Source organism: Kribbella sp. CWNU-51 (assembly GCF_054073265.1).
Window position 1 is genome coordinate 121,346 of sequence record NZ_JBSXMZ010000031.1, and the last position, 17,184, is coordinate 138,529.

16 protein-coding genes, 1 other RNA gene and 1 pseudogene are annotated in these 17,184 nt (G+C 69.6%); 7 read left to right on the forward strand and 11 right to left on the reverse strand.

Annotation, left to right across the window (positions count from 1 at the left end; all coding sequences use genetic code 11):
• Window positions 1–177 precede the first annotated feature (177 nt).
• The 3 genes from ACXC9Q_RS29365 to ACXC9Q_RS29375 all read left to right on the forward strand — a co-directional run bounded on the left by ACXC9Q_RS29365 (window position 178) and on the right by ACXC9Q_RS29375 (window position 1,407).
• Entirely contained in the window at window positions 178–510 is a 333-nt protein-coding gene (locus ACXC9Q_RS29365; protein WP_457059864.1) for an ArsR/SmtB family transcription factor, read from the forward strand.
• Window positions 511–609: 99 nt separating this feature from the next.
• Window positions 610–756: a hypothetical protein gene (locus tag ACXC9Q_RS29370; RefSeq protein WP_457059865.1), complete on the forward strand. Its 147-nt coding sequence runs from the start codon at window positions 610–612 to the stop codon at window positions 754–756.
• Window positions 757–813: 57 nt separating this feature from the next.
• On the forward strand, window positions 814–1,407 hold the full coding sequence (locus ACXC9Q_RS29375) for a dihydrofolate reductase family protein (RefSeq protein ID WP_457059866.1): 594 nt from the start codon (window positions 814–816) through the stop codon (window positions 1,405–1,407).
• Here the strand turns inward: ACXC9Q_RS29375 and ACXC9Q_RS29380 are convergent.
• Complete coding sequence (locus ACXC9Q_RS29380) at window positions 1,290–2,501, reverse strand: MFS transporter (RefSeq protein ID WP_457059867.1); 1,212 nt, start codon at window positions 2,499–2,501, stop codon at window positions 1,290–1,292. The genes ACXC9Q_RS29375 and ACXC9Q_RS29380 overlap by 118 nt on opposite strands.
• Before the next feature lie 86 nt (window positions 2,502–2,587).
• Between ACXC9Q_RS29380 and dinB the strand changes: the two genes are divergently transcribed.
• Window positions 2,588–3,784: a DNA polymerase IV gene (dinB, locus tag ACXC9Q_RS29385; protein ID WP_457059868.1), complete on the forward strand. Its 1,197-nt coding sequence runs from the start codon at window positions 2,588–2,590 to the stop codon at window positions 3,782–3,784.
• Between the two features lie 149 nt (window positions 3,785–3,933).
• On the opposite strand, the gene ACXC9Q_RS29390 is transcribed toward dinB, so the two are convergent.
• From ACXC9Q_RS29390 to ACXC9Q_RS29420, 7 genes and pseudogenes are all read right to left on the reverse strand, one after another.
• Window positions 3,934–4,410: an N-acetyltransferase family protein gene (locus tag ACXC9Q_RS29390; RefSeq protein ID WP_457059869.1), complete on the reverse strand. Its 477-nt coding sequence runs from the start codon at window positions 4,408–4,410 to the stop codon at window positions 3,934–3,936.
• Between the two features lie 226 nt (window positions 4,411–4,636).
• The gene (locus ACXC9Q_RS29395; RefSeq protein WP_457059870.1) at window positions 4,637–6,121 is read right to left on the reverse strand and encodes a serine/threonine-protein kinase; all 1,485 of its coding nucleotides are present in this window, start codon (window positions 6,119–6,121) and stop codon (window positions 4,637–4,639) included.
• A 21-nt stretch (window positions 6,122–6,142) separates the two neighbouring features.
• Window positions 6,143–6,793 carry a hypothetical protein gene (locus ACXC9Q_RS29400; protein WP_457059871.1) on the reverse strand — a complete coding sequence of 217 codons (651 nt, stop codon included), beginning with the start codon at window positions 6,791–6,793 and terminating at the stop codon, window positions 6,143–6,145.
• A 231-nt stretch (window positions 6,794–7,024) separates the two neighbouring features.
• A complete protein-coding gene (locus ACXC9Q_RS29405; protein ID WP_328525282.1) occupies window positions 7,025–7,669 on the reverse strand; it encodes a DUF5063 domain-containing protein in 645 nt (214 codons plus the stop codon).
• On the reverse strand, window positions 7,662–8,261 hold the full coding sequence (recR, locus tag ACXC9Q_RS29410; protein WP_329483584.1) for a recombination mediator RecR: 600 nt from the start codon (window positions 8,259–8,261) through the stop codon (window positions 7,662–7,664). The genes ACXC9Q_RS29405 and recR overlap by 8 nt, the downstream gene beginning before the upstream one ends.
• A gap of 199 nt (window positions 8,262–8,460) precedes the next feature.
• Window positions 8,461–8,730: pseudogene (locus tag ACXC9Q_RS29415) on the reverse strand (YbaB/EbfC family nucleoid-associated protein); the annotation flags it as partial.
• Window positions 8,731–9,422: 692 nt separating this feature from the next.
• Complete coding sequence (locus tag ACXC9Q_RS29420) at window positions 9,423–12,566, reverse strand: DNA polymerase III subunit gamma and tau (protein WP_457059872.1); 3,144 nt, start codon at window positions 12,564–12,566, stop codon at window positions 9,423–9,425.
• Between the two features lie 106 nt (window positions 12,567–12,672).
• Here ACXC9Q_RS29420 and ACXC9Q_RS29425 point away from each other — a divergent pair, with 106 nt between their 5' ends.
• Complete coding sequence (locus ACXC9Q_RS29425; protein WP_457059873.1) at window positions 12,673–13,488, forward strand: aminoglycoside 6-adenylyltransferase; 816 nt, start codon at window positions 12,673–12,675, stop codon at window positions 13,486–13,488.
• A 45-nt stretch (window positions 13,489–13,533) separates the two neighbouring features.
• On the opposite strand, the gene ACXC9Q_RS29430 is transcribed toward ACXC9Q_RS29425, so the two are convergent.
• Window positions 13,534–15,159, reverse strand: a complete 1,626-nt coding sequence (locus ACXC9Q_RS29430) for a long-chain fatty acid--CoA ligase (protein ID WP_457059874.1) — start codon at window positions 15,157–15,159, stop codon at window positions 13,534–13,536.
• Window positions 15,160–15,299: 140 nt separating this feature from the next.
• Here ACXC9Q_RS29430 and ACXC9Q_RS29435 point away from each other — a divergent pair, with 140 nt between their 5' ends.
• Together ACXC9Q_RS29435 and ACXC9Q_RS29440 are read left to right on the forward strand one after the other, a co-directional pair.
• Window positions 15,300–15,785, forward strand: coding sequence for a MarR family winged helix-turn-helix transcriptional regulator (locus ACXC9Q_RS29435; protein WP_457059875.1), 486 nt, complete (start codon window positions 15,300–15,302; stop codon window positions 15,783–15,785).
• A gap of 2 nt (window positions 15,786–15,787) precedes the next feature.
• Window positions 15,788–16,186: a hypothetical protein gene (locus ACXC9Q_RS29440; RefSeq protein ID WP_457059876.1), complete on the forward strand. Its 399-nt coding sequence runs from the start codon at window positions 15,788–15,790 to the stop codon at window positions 16,184–16,186.
• Window positions 16,187–16,189: 3 nt separating this feature from the next.
• Here the strand turns inward: ACXC9Q_RS29440 and nadE are convergent, their stop codons facing one another.
• Window positions 16,190–17,005: an ammonia-dependent NAD(+) synthetase gene (gene nadE, locus ACXC9Q_RS29445; RefSeq protein ID WP_457059877.1), complete on the reverse strand. Its 816-nt coding sequence runs from the start codon at window positions 17,003–17,005 to the stop codon at window positions 16,190–16,192.
• Window positions 17,006–17,057: 52 nt separating this feature from the next.
• Window positions 17,058–17,154, reverse strand: an RNA gene (gene ffs, locus ACXC9Q_RS29450) — signal recognition particle sRNA small type.
• Window positions 17,155–17,184 lie beyond the last annotated feature (30 nt).

Below are 17,184 nucleotides of genomic sequence, written 5' to 3' on the forward strand. Positions count from 1 at the left end.
CCGGCTGACCAACACCTGGGCGCACAGCACTTGATACCTTCCGCACCCCACCGCCCCGGTCGTCCGGCCGATCCGGACGCCGCCGGAAGGTTCCACGGCGACGCTCCGCACGGGCCGGAAACCGTCCGGCCGGACAAGGCTCTTGTTCATATAAGTCATCACTGAAATACTGTGGACGTGCACGCGTTCGACATTCTCGGCGACCCGGTCCGGCGCCGGATCCTGGAGTTGCTGGCCGACGGCGAGCTGCCGGCCGGCAGTATCGCGGTGGCGATCGGCGACGAGTTCGGCATCAGCCAGCCGGCCGTCTCCCAGCATCTGCGGGTCCTGCGCGACAACGGGTTCGCAACCGTCACCGTGGACGGCACCCGGCGGCTGTACGCCGTCGACCCCGGCCCGCTGCGCGAGATCGACACCTGGCTGGACCGGTACCGCAAGTTCTGGATCAACCGCCTGGACGCCCTGGAGACCGAGATCCATCGCGGCCGCCGGAAGAATTCCGTCGACTGACCTGTCGATCCGGCCGACACCACGCTGCTGGGACGCGAGTCGTGGCAGGAGTTCGCGTCGTACTGGCCTGAGCACCCGGAGGCCGACGGCGCCGACGTGATGAACGGCACACCGAAGCTGGTCGTCTCGAACACGCTCGGTTCCGGCGCCCGCCTGTTCGACGGCGGCGACCACATCCCGCTCGAACTGGTTTCCTGTACGCCGTTCTCCACCGGCGTGCTGCACACCGTGTACCGATCGGCGTAAACATTCGGCGCCGCCGCTGCATCTGAGTTGGTAAGGAGACTCAGAGGAGCGGTAGAGATGCGCAACATCGTGGCCCGACTGTGCATGTCGGAGGACGGCGTCGTCGACCGGCCGGAGCAATGGCTCCCCGACGCCGGCCAGGCGCTCGACCAATTGGTGACCGGGGCGGAAACGGTCCTGCTCGGCCGGAAGACGTTCGAGCAGTACGCCGGTTCCGTCACCGGGCTGGATCTCGCGCGCAAGCTCGTCATCGCGTCCCGGCCGGTGCTTGCGCGGCGGGACACCGAAGTACTGCAAGGTGATCCGCGCCGGGTGCTGACGGCGCTGAAGGGGGTGCCCGGCGACGACCTTCACGTCGTCGGCAGTCTGGCGCTGGTCCGTTCGCTGCTGCGATGGAGATTGATCGACGAGGTGTCGCTCTTGATCCACCCGGTGGCCGCGGGCCGCGGCACGTTGCTGGATCGCCGTACTCTGCGGCTGATCTCGATGTGCGCACGCGACGGCGGCGTACTGGAGGCCGGCTACCGCGTGCTCTACGCGGCGACCGCGGCGCCTTCGAGGTCGGCGGACTCGGCCGGGCGATGGGGCGGCACGCGCAGCACGGACAGCGTCGCGACGAGCGCGAGGCCGGCCATCAGGACCCACGCGTAGCGAACCCCGAACGGCTCGACCAACGCACCGGCGATCGCGGAGCCGGCCGCCGAGCCGATCATCCCGCCACTCAGCATCCAGCCGAAGATCTCCGTCCGGGCGGAGGCCGGCGTCAACCCGCCGAGCCGCTCGTAGATCGCGCCGACCGTCGGCGCGATCAGAGCGCCGGCCGCGAACATCATCACCGACAGCGCCACGACGGACGAGGTGGCGAAGACGCAGCCGACGACCAGGACCGTCATCGCCAGCATCCGTCGCCAGACGTGCGACTCACGCCGCCCGGGCAGCGCACCGCCGACCAGGCCGCCGGTGAGACTGCCGAGCGCGGCCACCATCTCGAGTACGCCGGCGATCAGCCGGTTGCCGTGCTCGTCGGCGAACGCGACGATGCCGAGCGACATCGCCGCGAAACCCGTGACCATGCAGGCGAAAGCGAACAGCAGCGCGAACCGATGCCGATGGATGAGCAACTCGCGCACGGTCGGCCGGACACCGCCGTCCTCCTCGTGGATCGCCCGCGGCTGCTGCTTGAGACCGAACCACCAGATCGCCCCGGCCGCCGTCGCGGCACAGCCGAGCAGACCTGCCCGCGGGCTGGCGAAGCTGACCACCAGCGCGCCGAGCATCGGACCGATGACGAAGAGGAGTTCCTGGGCGGTCGCGTCCAGCGCGTAGACCGCCCGCAACCGCGCACCGTGGACAAGTCGCGGCCAGCTCGCCCGTAGGGCCGAGGTCACCGGCGCGACGAACATGCCGGCCAGCGCGGCCGCCACCGGCAGCACCCGATACCAGCTGTACGGCAGCATCGCGACGACCGCCATCATCACGCCCCACGTCATCCCGGTGGCGATCAGGACCTTGCGTGCGCCTCGACGATCCGCGCGCCGCGACCACACCACGCTCGCGACCGCCATACCGACCGAATAGGCACCGGCCACCACACCGGCCCAGCCGAAGTTGCCGGCCGCGTCCTTCGCCAGGAACGACAGCGGCACCATCATCGCCATCACCGGCAGCCGCGCGATCAGAGCCGAGGCCAACAGTGCCATCACACCGTGGGTCTTCCAGAGATCGCGGTACGACGTCAGGTCCATGGGCTGCATTCTGTCCTGACCGAGCCCGCCGCTGCCTCGGGATTTCTCCCTATCTTGTTGTCGGCGGCGTATGCGAACATGTGTTCGTGTCCGAATCCCGCGGGGCGACCATCCTGCATGCCGACCTGGACGCGTTCTACGCCTCGGTCGAGCAGCGGGACGACCCACGCCTGCGCGGCCGCCCGGTGATCGTCGGCGCCGGCGTCGTCCTCGCCTGCAGCTACGAGGCCAAGGCGTACGGCGTCCGCACCGCGATGAACGGTGGACAGGCGTTGCGCCGCTGCCCCGGCGCGATCGTGGTGGACCCGCGGATGTCGGCGTACTCGGAGGCCAGCAAAGCGGTGTTCAAGGTCTTCGAGGAGACCACGCCGCTGGTCGAAGGGCTGTCGATCGACGAGGCGTTCCTCGACGTCGGAGGGTTGCGGAAGATCTCCGGGACGCCACTCGAGATCGCCCAGCGGTTACGCGCCGACGTGCTGTCGAAGGTCGGCCTGCCGATCACGGTCGGGGTGGCGCGGACGAAGTTCCTGGCGAAGGTCGCCAGCGGGGTCGCGAAGCCGGACGGGTTGCTCGAGGTGCAGCCCGAGCGGGAGCTGGAGTTCCTGCATCCGCTGAATGTCGAGCGTCTGTGGGGCGTGGGCGAGGTGACCGCGGAGAAGCTGCGCAGCCGGGGGCTCACCAAGGTCGGTGATGTCGCGATGCTGCCCGAGGCCGCGCTGGTCGCGATGCTCGGGCGGGCTTCCGGGCGGCATCTGCACGCGTTGGCACACAACCGGGATCCCCGGTCGATCGAGGTCGGCCGTCGCCGACGGTCGATCGGTTCGCAACGGGCCCTCGGCCGATCACCCAAGTCGCCGGCCACCCTCGACGCCGTACTGGCCGGCCTGGTCGATCGGGTGACGCGCCGGATGCGGACGGCGGGGCGGTCCGGGCGGACCGTCACGTTGCGGCTGCGCTTCGACGACTTCAGCCGGGCGACCCGATCCCATACGTTGCCGCAGGCAACGGATCAGACACGGGCGATCCTGATCACCGCGCGGGCGCTGCTGACCACGGCCGGGCCACTCATCGCGACACAGGGGATCACGATGATCGGGATCTCGGTCGGCAATTTGGAGAACGAGGCGGCACAGCAGCTCGCGCTGCCCTTCGACAAGGCGGCGAACGACGAGCTGGACACGGCCATGGATCGGGTGAAGGACAAGTTCGGCACGAATGCGATCACTCGTGGGATTCTGCTCGGCCGCGACCAGGGACTGACCGTGCCGATGCTGCCCGACTAGGTTCCTCGTCCGATTGAGGTCCTTTGCGCGGCTAGGTCTTTGTCCGGCTCGGTTGCTTGTCCGGCTCGGTTGCTTGTCCGGCTCGGTTGCTTGTCCGGCTCGGTTGCTTGTCCGGCTCGGTTGCTTGTCCGGCTCGGTTGCTTGTGCGGCTAGTCGAGCCGCAGCTCCAGGGTCAGCTCGTCGCGCAACGGGATGTCGTACGCACCCGTCTGCGGGATGGACGGCTTGAGCTTGCGCGATGCGTCCATCGCGTCCGGAGTGATGCCGACGATCCGCAGTCCACGTCGCTGGTAGAACCGCAGCGCGTCGAGGTTGTCGTTCGTGGTGATCAGCCACAACCGGCGGGCGCCGGCCTCCCGGGCAACTTCCGTCGCGGCCGCCAGCAAGGCGCTCCCCGCACCCAGATATCGCACTGGGGCGTCGATGGTGACGACCTCCAGCTCGCCGTCCGCCAACGTGTAGGTGAGCAGACCCACAATCCGGTCGTCCTGCTCGGCCACCAACGCCGGCAGCGTCGCGGCGTCATAGGCGACTCCGTGTGCGACAGCGATCGTGCCGCCCCACGCGGCGGTCAGGATGTCGACGATGGCCTCGTGATCCGCGTCCGTCGCAGCTCGTACCCTCATGTCAGTCAACGCTAGTGCCTCGCCAAGAAACGTCGAGGTCGTTACCGCACTTGCCTTTCGCCCCAGGGCAATTTCGGGGGAGAACCTCGCAGCTGCACCCTTCCACCCACCGCATCCCGGGGGTGAAGGGACCAGATCAGGGGTGAACCCCGCACCTGGCCGCCGGGGCCGGGCTTCGGGGTGGTGGTCACTCCGGATTACCTCCCCGGCCTTGCTTGACGCGGCACTAGTACGAGTTGTCGTGCAGGTGGCCGGCGTACCAGTTGAGGGCGGCTCGGAGTTCGTCCACCTGGCGGATGCGGCGGTTGACGGTGGCGCCGTGAGCGATCGGGTAAATCCTGATGCCGCCGTGGTGCCGTCGCTTCGGCGCCGGCAGCGTGGATTGGTACGGCGCTTCGAGCCACGCGATCAGCCAGGGACGTCGGACGTCACCGCCGACGCGGAGCCGGGTGACGCCGTTCCAAGGGATCGTCCCTTGCTTGTAGCCGCGTTCGATCGTCAATCCCTGTGGGGACAGGCGAAGGACGACGCGACGGCGCAGGACGAGGCGCCAGCTGCGGACGGCGAAGTACAGGAAGATCAGGTCGACGATGCCGAAGAATGCGGTGGCAGACGGGTGCTGGGCTTGCATCTGGGGGTCGCGCTGGATGAAGGCGAGGAAGAAGACGGTGGTGATGCCTGCGATGATCCCCGGCCGCGTCCGGCTGGTGCTGAACGCAGCGCCCGTCGGTGGCGCCGGCCGCGGTTGCCTTGGTTGCGGTTGCGCCGGTTGCGGTTGCAGGGCTTGCGCTGGTGCCGGCTGCGGTTGCAGGGGTTGCGCTTGGGCCGATTGGGTTTGCGGTGGCGCGGGGAGGAGTTTGGTCGGCGGTAGCGGGTAGGGGATCGTCTCGGCGGGTGGGCTGAGAAGAGCTGTGCTCGCGGGTGATCCGAGCACCTGGAGTAGTTCTTGTGGCGTCGGCCGCTGCGCGGGATCGCGGGCGAGACAACGGCGTACGACGTCCTGCAGTGGATTGGGGAGCGGCGGGATGTGTGGGTGCTCGTGGACAACTCGGTGCAGCAAGGACGCCGGATTCCCGTGCGCGAACGGACCACGTCCGCTGGCGGCGAACACCAGCACAGCCCCGAGCGCGAACACGTCGCTCGGCGGGCCGATCGCCGTACCGGTGATCTGCTCCGGCGACAGGTAGCCCGGCGTTCCGACCACCACGCCGGTCGCGGTCAGGCTCGCTTCCTCCAGTGCGCGGGCGATGCCGAAGTCGATCACCCGTGGGCCGTTGTCGGTCAGGACTATGTTCGACGGCTTGAGATCGCGGTGGATGAGGCCGCTCGTGTGGATCGCCATCAGAGCCTCGGCGAGGCCGCCCGCGAGCGATTGCACCCCACCGGGCGTCAACGGGCCGGACGTGTCGATCGCGTTCTGCAGCGTCGGTCCGGGCAGATACTCCGTGGCCAGCCAGGGGTGCTCCGCGTCCGGATCGGCGTCGACGACCGCGGCCGTGAACGCACCACCGACCTTGCGCGCCGCCTCGATCTCGCGGGCGAACCGGGCCCGGAAGGCCGCGTCACCGGCCAATTCGTCGCGAACCACCTTCACCGCGACCAGCCGACCACCGGGCGAGCGCGCGAGGTAGACGGCACCCATCGCACCACGACCGAGCCGGCCCTGGATCGTGAACGACCCGATCACCGCCGGATCCTCTACGTGCGTCATCGGGCGACACGCTAACGCGCTTCAGGACCGCGGGTAACCGATCTCGGCGATCCCCTCGGAGAGATCGAACAGCCGGCGCCTCGGGTTGAGCGAGGTCACGACGTACTCGGTCAGCGGCATCAATGCGTACGCGTGCCGGATCGGCTCGAGGCCGAGGGCAACCTCGTAGTAGTCCTCCGCGAACGTCAGGTACGCCTCCGGTCGTCCGTCGGCGATCACCTCGAACAGCCAGTCGGCGCCGTCCTTGTCGGCGTTCTCCACCGGACCGCAGCGCCACGCGGAGTCGTCCGTCGTACGCCAGAAACACACCGTCGCCCTCGGCACATCGTCACGGAACGCGGGCTCGTCGCGCGCTGCCTGAAAGACGTCCGGGGCCCCGTCGAGCAGTCCGGGCCACGTCCGCACGCCGTTCACCCACGGCGACATCGGCGACTCGTGGTCGAACCCGTACGCGAACGCGCCGGCGGGCGAGAACACGATCGAGTACTCGTTGCCGGACCCGTCCCGCATCAGCGCGGCCTCCTCGGTCTCCGACCAGCGCGCGTCGAACGAGAAGAAGTTCAGTAGGTCCTGGTCGTCATTGAGGATAAGATCCAGAACCGCGAGCGCACGACTGATCCGCCGTACCGTCGGCGGATCGGGCAGCCGCCGGATCAGGTCATGGACAGACATCGCGCTCCTCCGAGCGTCGGAACCCACTCGTACGGCACTGCCAGGACGAGCAGGACCAGTGTCGCGGTCACCGCGACCACGATCGGTCGGGTTCGCGTGGTTGTGAAGGTCGCGCCGACTTCTGGTTCCGGCGGTTGCTGTTGCACCCCAGGCCTCCTGACCGGATGAACCTCACCGTTGTGGCTGAGGCACCCCTCGCAGGGTCCGGTCGGAGGCGACCTGTGGACAACTTCAGCGGCGCTGGACGGCTTCCTCCGCAACCTCGACCAGCTCACGATCGGTGGCCTCGGTCTCGGCGTCGTGGGCCGGCTCCAGCCGGTCGTGCGCGATCAGCGACTGGATCGCCCGCAGTACGGCGCTCGCCGCGGCACCCCACGTGGACACGTACGAGAACTGCCACCACCACAGCGCCTCGACGATCCGGCCTTCCTCGTAGTGCGCGAGGCCGTGCACGAGGTCGGTCGCGATCGCGGTGAGGTCGTCGGACAGCCGGTTGACGGTGATCTCGGGCGGCGCGGCGTACGGGTCGAAGACCTCGGCGTACTCATCCAGGCCCTCGAACAGCACCGCGAGCCGGTCCCGCATCGCGTCCAGATCCGGATCCGGTCCGGCGTCGCTCTCGAACCGCTCCTCCGGGACGAAGTCCTCGAACGCGCCGAGCCGGCCGCCGGCGAGCAGCAGCTGGCTCACCTCGAGCAGCAGGTACGGCAGGGAGGCGAGGCCCTCGTCCACGCCGTCCTCGTCCGGCTGCGCGGCGATGTCGCGCACCGAGATCAGAAAGCTCTGCACCTGGTCGGCGATCTGTTCGGCGAACTCGGTGAGGTCCTCGGAGTCCGTGCGCAGTGCGCGCTCTGCAATATCGGTTGAATCAGTCATCTATCGATCGTCGCCCTTCAAACGCCCGTCCGAGTGTGACCTCATCCGCGTACTCGAGGTCACCGCCTACTGGAAGTCCACTAGCCAAACGGGTGACGCGCAACCCCATGGGCCGCAGCAGACGGCTCAGGTAGGTGGCCGTCGCCTCACCCTCGAGGTTCGGGTCGGTGGCCAGGATGATCTCGGTAACCTCACCGCTGGCCAGCCGCACCATCAATTCCTTGATCCGCAGCTCGTCCGGTCCGATCCCCTCGATCGGCGAGATCGCCCCGCCGAGCACGTGGTACCGGCCGCGGAACTCGCGGGTCCGCTCGATCGCGACCACGTCCTTGGCCTCTTCGACCACGCAGATCAGGCTCAGGTCGCGGCGCGGGTCACGGCAGATCCGGCACTGCACTTCCTCCGCGACGTTGCCGCAGATCTCGCAGAACTTGACCCGCTCCTTGACCTGCACGAGCACGTGCGCGAGCCGGCGTACGTCGGTCTCGTCGGCGGCGAGCAGGTGGAACGCGATCCGCTGGGCGGACTTCGGACCGACTCCGGGCAACCGGCCGAGCTCGTCGATCAGATCCTGAACGGCCCCCTCGTACACGTCAGCCCGGGTTCTGACCGGACGGGCCGGTCCCACTGCCCGGGTTCGTGAACCCGACGCTGCCGCTGGTGCCCTGGTTGCCGGGCTTGTCGTCACCCTGCTCCACCGCGGGAGCCGACGCACCGGGCAGGCTGAATCCGGCCGGACCACCGGCGCCGGGAACATCCGCTCCGCCGCCGAACCCGGGCAGCCCACCGGCCAGCGGGCCCATCGCCCGCGCCGCGGCTTCCTTCGCGTTCTCCGAGGCGTCGCGCACCGCGGCGACGATCAGATCGGCCAGTGTCTCGGTGTCGTCGGGGTCGACGGCCTCGGGCTTGATGTTCAGGCTGAGCAGCTCACCCGTGCCCGACACCAGCGCGGTCACCAGACCACCGCCGGCGGAGCCCTCGATCTCCTGGCTCTCCAGGTCGGCCTGAGCCTCCATCAACTGGTTCTGCATCGCCTGCGCTTGCGCGAGCAGGTTGGACATGTCGAAGCCCCCAGCACCGCCACCGTCGAACACCGCGATCTCCTCGTCCCAACCGCTCCGTGTCTAGCCCGAGCCTCAACACTAGCCGGTCCCCCCGACAACCCCACCCTCCCCCAGAAACCGACCAGTCTCCCCAACTTTTCCACACCCCTGTGGACACCCCCATCCACACCCCGTAATTCCTGTGCACACCCACCGCAACCACCCACACCCCCAGCCCCACCCCTGTGGAAACCCTCCGCCCAGCGACCCACCTCTCACCGGCGCCCCCACAGGGCTTGGCAGAGCACGACGCCGGCGAGCCGGTGCTGCGCGGCCGGGGCTTTGTGGCCAGTCGGCGGGTGCCCTGAAGCGGCCTTTGCGTCGGCCGGTGGGCGCTCTGCGGTGAGCCGGTGGGTCGTTGCTGGCTGGCGGGCGCCTTTGCCTCGGCCGACGGGAGCTTTGCGTCGGCCGGCGGCTGACGGCCCGGCGTTGCGTCGGCCAGTGGGCGCTCGGCGCTTGGCCTGGGTGCTTTGCCATCGGCCTTGTGTCAGCCTGCGGCTGACGGCCCGGCGTTGCGTCGGGCAGTAGGCGCCCTGCGGTTCGCCGGTGGGCTCTGTGGTCAGCTGGTGGGTGCTCTGCGGCTGGCGGCGGGCTTGCGATCGGCCGGTGGGCGTTCTGCGGTTAGCTGGCTGGTGGGTGGTTGTGGCTGGTCAGGTGGGTTCTTCGGTGATGATTTGGGCGCCTAGGGTCTCGCGCAGGAGGTCTGTGTGCGTGCGGGAGTCTTCTTCCAGCACCACGTCGTCCTCGCCGATCGCGTCCGCTTCTTCCTCCGGAGTCAGCGGCACCACCGGAGCGGCCGGCGCAGCGGCGGCCCGGCGCGCCTGCTCAGCTGCAACCGCCGCCTCGGCAGCCCGCCGCTTACTCGCCGCCTGCTCACGCCGATCATCTCCAGACCCGCCAGCGGACTGCCCAGCCGTCCCACCCGACTGCCTGGCGGTCCCCGCCGACTGTCCAGCTCCAGGCGCGCGTCCAGCTCCAGGCGCCCGCGTCCCGGGTCCGTCTGAGCGACCGGCTCGCGGACCCTGCCGCGACACTGGTACGTCGTCCCACGGATCCGGCTCCGGTGGTACGTCGTCATACTCCGGATCCGGCGGCTCCTGGAGGGCAACCGCCGTACCGGCGCCATCACCCCACTGCCCAGCCCCTGCAGCCCCGCCCGCGCCAGCCTGCCCGGCGTTCCGTCCCGAGTTCACCGACGACTGACCACCGCCCGACTGGTCCCCAGCCCCGCCTACAGCGCCCCCACCCGCACAAGGCGTCGCCGCCACACCAGTACCCCACGCACCGGTCCGAGCCTCCGGGCCACCAGAACCCACACCACCCGGCACCGATCCCGCGCCGGCAATCCCGCCGGCCGCAGTACCGCCGGCACCGCCTCCCGGACCCGCACCTGCTCCACTCACCCCAGGGCCACCCGCGCCAGCAGCACCCGAGCCCGAACCACCCGCGGATCCGCCCGCACCACCCGCGCCGAGCGCACCCGCGCCAGATCCACTTGCACCCGTGCCGGGACCACTCGCGCCGGGACCACTGGCCGGCCCACCGACTCCAGAACCATCCACAGCCTGTGCGCCAACCCCCGGACCACCGGCTGCCGAACCACCCGCGGCCGCGCCACCAGCTCCGGAACCTGCAACCGACCCATCGGCTCCGCCACCCGTGCTCGATCCACCCGCGGCCGAGCCGGCTCCGGAACCTCCGGCCGACCCACCGGCTCCGGCACCCGTGCCCGGACCGCCCGTGCCCGGACCACCTGAGCCCGGGCTACCCGCCTGCGGGCCGCCGGGTCGGGGGCCGGCTGGTTGGTGTGCGCCGCCTGCGCCGGGGTCGGTCGAGGGGTCGACGACGGCTTCGATCCGGCGGTTCAAGCCGATGGTGTCGATCATCGCCTGCCGGAGGATCTCGTCGCTGCCGGAACGGGCGAAGCTCTCCCGCGCCCCCGCGTTCACCAATCCCAGCGTCAGTGTCTGATCGTCGACGGCGATGACCTGCGCGTTCTGGCTCAGCATGATCCACGCGAACCGCCGCTTGCTCTTCACCGCCTCGAGCACCTCAGGCCACAACCGCCGAATATCCGCCAGCCCCACAGAACCACCAGACGGCGCCCCCGAGCCCCCACCCGCCGGAGCACCACCGACCGCCTGCCCACCACCCGCCACAGCCGCCGGAGCCGCCGGAGCGGACTCATCGCCCCATGCTCCGGTACGCCCGGCACCAGCCGCCACTGAGCCAGAGCCGGAAGCGCCGCCGTCAACGGCACCCCCGCGCCCCGCGTCTCCCGTCCCAGCGCCGCGACGCGACGTACCGGCACCACTGCCGGCGGTACCAACAGCACCACCTGTCGCGGAGACACCACCGGCGTCCGCGCCAGCTGCCTCACCTCCGCCCGCCGCGCTTGAGGCGCCAGCTCCGGATGCGGCGGCACCTGGGCGGGCGGCAGCTGCCGGTGCTGGGTCCGCAGCGGCTCCGGCGTCGGCGGCGGCTTCGGCCGGCGTCGTACCGTCGGGTGTCGTGGCTACCGCACCAGCGGCGGCTCGGCTGGCGGCGGCGTCCTGGCCAGCTCCGCCGGCGAGACCCGCTGGGGCCGCGGAGGCGGGGGCTGCGTCCGGCGTAGTGGTGGGGACCCCGATGGTTAGGCGTCGTTCCATCCGGTCGAGGCGGGCCTGGATGCCGTTGGTGGAGTCGTCGGCGCCGGGGAGGAGGACCTTGGCGCAGATGAGTTCGAGCTGAAGGCGGGGAGCCGTCGCGCCACGCATCTCCAATAGACCGGCGGCGACGATGTCGGCCGCCCGGGTGAGCTCCGCGGAGCCGATCCCGGCAGCCTGGGTCTGCAGGCGCTCGCCCTGGTCCTCGGCGGCTTCGATCAGACCAGAGGCAACAGCATTGGGTACGGCGGACAGCACCACGAGATCCCGCAGTCGCCGCAGCAAGTCCTCCGCGAACCGCTTCGGGTCCTGCCCGGTCTCGATGACCTTCTCGATCGTCTCGAACACAGCCGCACTGTCATGCGCGGCGAACCCATCAACACATGCGTCGAGCAACGAGTCCGGCGTGAACCCGAGCAGCGCGACGGCCAGCTCGTACGTCACCCCATCCGGACCCGCCCCACCGATCAGCTGGTCGAGCACACTCAGCGAGTCACGCACCGACCCGGCGCCCGCGCGCACGACCAGCGGCAGCGCGGCCGACTCGATCGCCACCCCCTCGGACTGGCAGAGCGAGGCCATATAGTCGCCGAGCACCTTCGGCGGCACCAGGCGGAACGGGTAGTGGTGGGTCCGGGACCGGATCGTCCCGATCACCTTGTCGGGCTCGGTGGTGGCGAAGATGAACTTGAGGTGCGGCGGCGGCTCCTCGACCAGCTTCAGCAGGGCGTTGAAGCCCTGCGTGGTCACCATGTGCGCCTCGTCGATGATGTAGATCTTGTAGCGGCTCTCGACCGGCGCGAAGAACGCCCGCTCACGCAGGTCCCGCGCGTCGTCCACACCACCGTGCGACGCGGCGTCGATCTCGATCACGTCGATGCTGCCGGGACCGCCGCGCGCCAGGTCGGTGCACGACTTGCACACCCCGCACGGCTCCGCGATCGGGCCCTTCTCACAGTTGATCGCCCGCGCCAGGATCCGCGCGCTGGTGGTCTTCCCGCACCCGCGGGGCCCGGAGAACAGATAGGCGTGGTTCACCCGGTTGTTGCTCAGCGCGTTCCGCAGTGGCGCCGTGACATGGTCCTGCCCGATCACCTCGGCGAACGTCTCCGGGCGATACCGGCGGTACAACGCAAGGGGTGCTTCCACGCCCGCCACCCTAGCGCCGCGCCCCGACAAAACCAGCCTCGTCCCCGCGGTGCACGAGTGGGGCGCGAGGGACGGGTGGAACCGGGACCGTCCTAAGGTGGGGCAGGTGGACACTGGGGACGAGTTGCAGCAGGCGGCGATCGGGCGAGCCCGAGAGGTGCTGCCCGAGGACGAGCGCATACTCGCGGTCTACCTGATCGGAAGTTACGGGACCGGCGAGGCGGACAGGTTCAGCGACGTCGACGTACATCTGGTCGTGACGGACGAGAGCCTGGAGTGGTTCGAGGAGAACTGGGCCGACGTACTGCGGAAGGTCGCTGGGCCGACCGTCTTGGCGGATCGGGTGCCCGGGTTGATCGGTGGGCTGGGGATCACCGCTGACTGGCTCCATGTCGACCTGATCGTGCATCCGCTCAAGTCCTTCGATCGGTTCGGGTACGACGGTGTGCGGGTGCTGTTCGACCGGGACGGGACGTTGTTCCCGGACGGCGACATCCCGCGGAAGGGCGGTCGGCCCGGAGACCCGTACTGGCCGTCGGTCGCGGTCAACCTCTTCTTCTACTTCCTCGGGAACCTGGTCACCGTCCTCGGCCGCGACGAACGGATCGTCGCCAACCAAGGCATCGGCGCGGTCCGCGACCAACTCATCAACCTGATGCTCGCCGAGCGCGGCGTACGTCGTACCGGTGGAGCCAAGCGCCTCAACGCCTACCTCTCCGACGAACAACGCGCCGTCCTGGAAGCAATCCCGGCGGCCGGCACCGACCCCGCGGACATCGTCGCGGCCAACCAATACATCTGCCGCGAGTTCATCCGCCGCGGCACCGCCCTCGCCCACCAAACCGGCGAGCCGTGGCCGACCGAGTTCGTCGACGCGACCCTCGCCCACCTCCGCCGTCAGTTCGACGTGGACTTCAGCTGACGCCCCCGAGGAGACGATGAGCGCCAGCTGACGCGTCCCTGTGAGCTACTCGAGGTGGTAGTTGGCGAAGCGCGTGCGGAGGTCCTTCTTGGAGAACTTCCCCACCGAGGTCTTCGGCACCTCCTCGATGAACTCGACGGCGTCGGGGAGCCACCACTTCGCGACCTGGGGGCGGAGGAAGTCCAGGATCTCCTCGCCGGTCACGGTTTCGCCCTCCTGGCAGACGATGCAGGCGAGCGGGCGTTCGTCCCACTTCGGGTGCGGGACGCCGATGACGGCGGCCTCCTTGACGGCGGGGTGGGCCATCAGGAGGCTCTCGAGCTCGACCGAGCTGATCCACTCGCCGCCTGACTTGACCAGGTCCTTGGTGCGGTCGACCAGGCGGACCGAGCCGAACTGGTCGATCGCGGCGACGTCGCCGGTCTTCATCCAGCCGTCCTCGGTGTTGAGCTGGACGCCATCGTCCGGGCGGTAGTACTCGGCCGCGACCCACGGGCCGCGGACCTGCAGCTCGCCGGTGGCCTTGTCGTCCCAGGGCAGCGGAGTGATCGACCCGGGCTCGACGATCCGCACCTCGACTCCCGGCAGCGGCAGCCCCTGGCGGGCACGCAGCCGCGCCTTCTCGTCCTCGGCAAGCTCGTCGTACCGGGCCGGCACGTGCGACGCAGTCGCCACCGGGCTGGTCTCCGTCATACCCCACGCCTGCAGGATCGGCCGCCCGAGCTTCTCCCGGAAAGCCTCCGACAAGGCGAGCGGTACGGCGGATCCGCCGCAAGGGATCCGCCGGAGCTTGGGCAGCTCGACCCCATCCAGCAACGGCAGCAGACCCTGCCAGATCGTCGGCACGCCCGCCGACAACGTGACCTCTTGTTCTTGCAGCAACTTGAGAATCCCCTGCGGAGTCATGTCCGGCCCCGGGAACACCAGCGACGCGCCGGCCATCGGCGCCGCGTGCGCGAGACCCCAGGCGTTCGCGTGGAACATCGGCACGACCGGCATCACGGTGTCGGTCTCGGCGAGGCCGAGACCGGCGTTCGTCAGGACGCCGATCGAGTGCAACCAGGTCGATCGATGTGAATACACGACCCCCTTGGGATGGCCCGTCGTACCACTCGTGTAGCACATCGCGGCCGCCTGGTTCTCGTCGTCGACGTGGAACTCGACCGGCTCGGCCGCGGCCAGCAGCTCCTCGTAGTCGTGGAACCGGGGATCATCCGGCACCTCCGCACTGGGCGCTCCCGGTGGCAGGTCGTCCATCACGACGACATGCCGGATCAGCGGCAGCCGCTCGAGCAGGGGCAGGAACAGCCCGAGCAGCGACTTGTCGACAAACACGACCTCGTCCTCGGCGTGGTTCGCGATGTAGACGACCTGGTCCGGGAAGAGCCTGATGTTGAGCGTGTGCAGGACCCGGCCGGTGCACGGGGCGGCGAAGTACAGCTCGAGGTGGCGCCCCGAGTTCCAGGCGAAGGTGGCCACTCGACCGTCCGGACTGGTCCCGAGCGTGTCCAGGACGCCGCCCAGGCGTCTGGTCCGCGCGGCCCACTCGCCGTACGTCAGCTTCGTCGGCGCCGGCCCGCCGGTGTAAACGGTCTTGTCCGGGTAGAACTGCTCGGCCCGGAGAAAGATGGTGTCCAGGGACAGCTGGTAGCTCTGCATCAGACCCTTCATGCCAACACTGTGCCAGTCGCGATGCCACCTTGACCATGAAGCTGGCCGGACTTTCTCCGGCACTCTTCCCGCACTCGGAGCAACGAACGATCGCGGCACAGATAGATGACACAACATACGTGTCGTGTAATCTATCGGTCATGAAGGTTGTCGAGGAGCTGCGTTATCTCGTGCTGGCGATCCAGCGCGAGGGCAACCGGCTGCTCGCCGCCGATCTGCGGCCGCTCGGAATCACGCCCTCCCAGGCCGAAGTCCTGCGGGTCCTGCGCGATCACGGGCCGCTGACGCTCAACGCCCTCGGCGACCTGCTGGTCTGCGAGACCGGCAACAGCCCGAGCCGCCTCGTCGACCGGCTGGTCGCGCAAGGGCTGGTGAAACGCGGCATCGACAAGGTCGACCGGCGCTACCTCGCGCTCAGCCTGACCCCGCAGGGCCGGGCGCTGCACCGGCGCATCGTCACCGCGGAGAACCGCCTGCACCGGACCATGCACGACCTCGTCGCGGGCCAGGCGCTCGACGAGACCATCACCACGCTGCGCGCCGTCGCCGACGCGTTCCCCGCCGGAGCCGCGCTGGCCCGCCGGCGAGACCCCGAGTACGACCACCACCTCGCCCAGGAGAGATAGTCATGGAGCAAGCCACCGAGGCCATCCCCGCCGACCCGACGGCGATCCGGCACGTCCTGCTGGACGCGCGCGCGCTGCCGGAGTGGAACGAGGCGTTCCTGGCCATCGACGGACCGGAGCAGGCGGAGCTAGGCGCGAGATACGCACTGCAGGTGCGACCAGGCCTAGCCGGCGAGCTGCAGTACACGGTGGTCGAGGCGGGCCGGATCGAGATCACCTGGCAGGTCCCCGGATTCCGCGAGGTCGGCCTCTGGACCATCGGCCCGGACCGCCAGGTCACGCACAGCTTCGAGCAGTCCGGGCCGTTGGCAACGGTTCTGCGCCCGGCCTACCGCCACGTCGCCACCATCCGCCTGGCCCGCCTCGCCAACCGCGTCCGCCAGCTTGCGCACACCGCCTAAGCGCTAGACGGCCAGAGGCAGAGCGCGTTTGTGGGCGGTCCGCCGGTGGGTACCGATGATCGTCGCGGCCGCCTTCTCGTCGATCTCGCGGCCTTCGAGGAAGTCGTCGATCTCGTCGTACGTGACGCCCAGGACGGCCTCATCGGGCACGCCCGGGTTGTTGGTCTCGAGGTCGGCCGTCGGCACCTTGCCGGTGATTTCGTCCGACGCGCCCAAGCGTGAGCCGACCTCACGGACCCGGCGCTTGGTCAGGCCGGACAACGGCGTGAGGTCGCAGGCGCCGTCGCCGTACTTGGTGAAGAACCCCATCACCGCCTCCGCCGCGTGATCCGTACCGACGACGAGACCGCCGCGTGCCCCGGCGACGACGTACTGCGCGATCATCCGCTGCCGTGCCTTGATGTTGCCGACGTGGAAGTCCTCCCGGTCGCCGAGCCCCGCGTGCCGGACCGACTCGACCATGGCGTCCGTGGCCGGCTTCACGTCGACCACGAGCGTCTCGTCCGGCTTGATGAACTCCAGCGAGCGCTGCGCGTCCGCCTCGTCCGCCTGGACGCCGTACGGCAGCCGCATCGCGATGAACGTCGCCTGACCGCCCTCGGACCGCACCCGCTCCACCGCCAGCTGGCAGAGACGGCCCGCAGTCGCGGAGTCGACCCCGCCGCTGATGCCGAGCACGTACGACGTCGCGCCGTTCCGCCGGAGCTGGTCGGCCAGGAACTCGATCCGGCGCTCGATCTCGGTGTCCGGATCGAACGACGCGGTGACGCCGAGCTCGGCGATGATCAGTTCCTGCAGGTAACGGCGCTCGGCGCTCATCGGGCTCCCTCGCTGTGGTCGGTCGAAGCGCCACCAGCCTAGACAGCCCGGACATGAGGATTCCCCGCGCACCCGGAAGAGCTCACTTACCCTTGCTGCCTTCCGGCCCTGGGGGAGTTGGGCGAGATACCGCCACGCGGGGAACCGGAGACGAGTGTACGGGATCTCCTCCGCAGGCC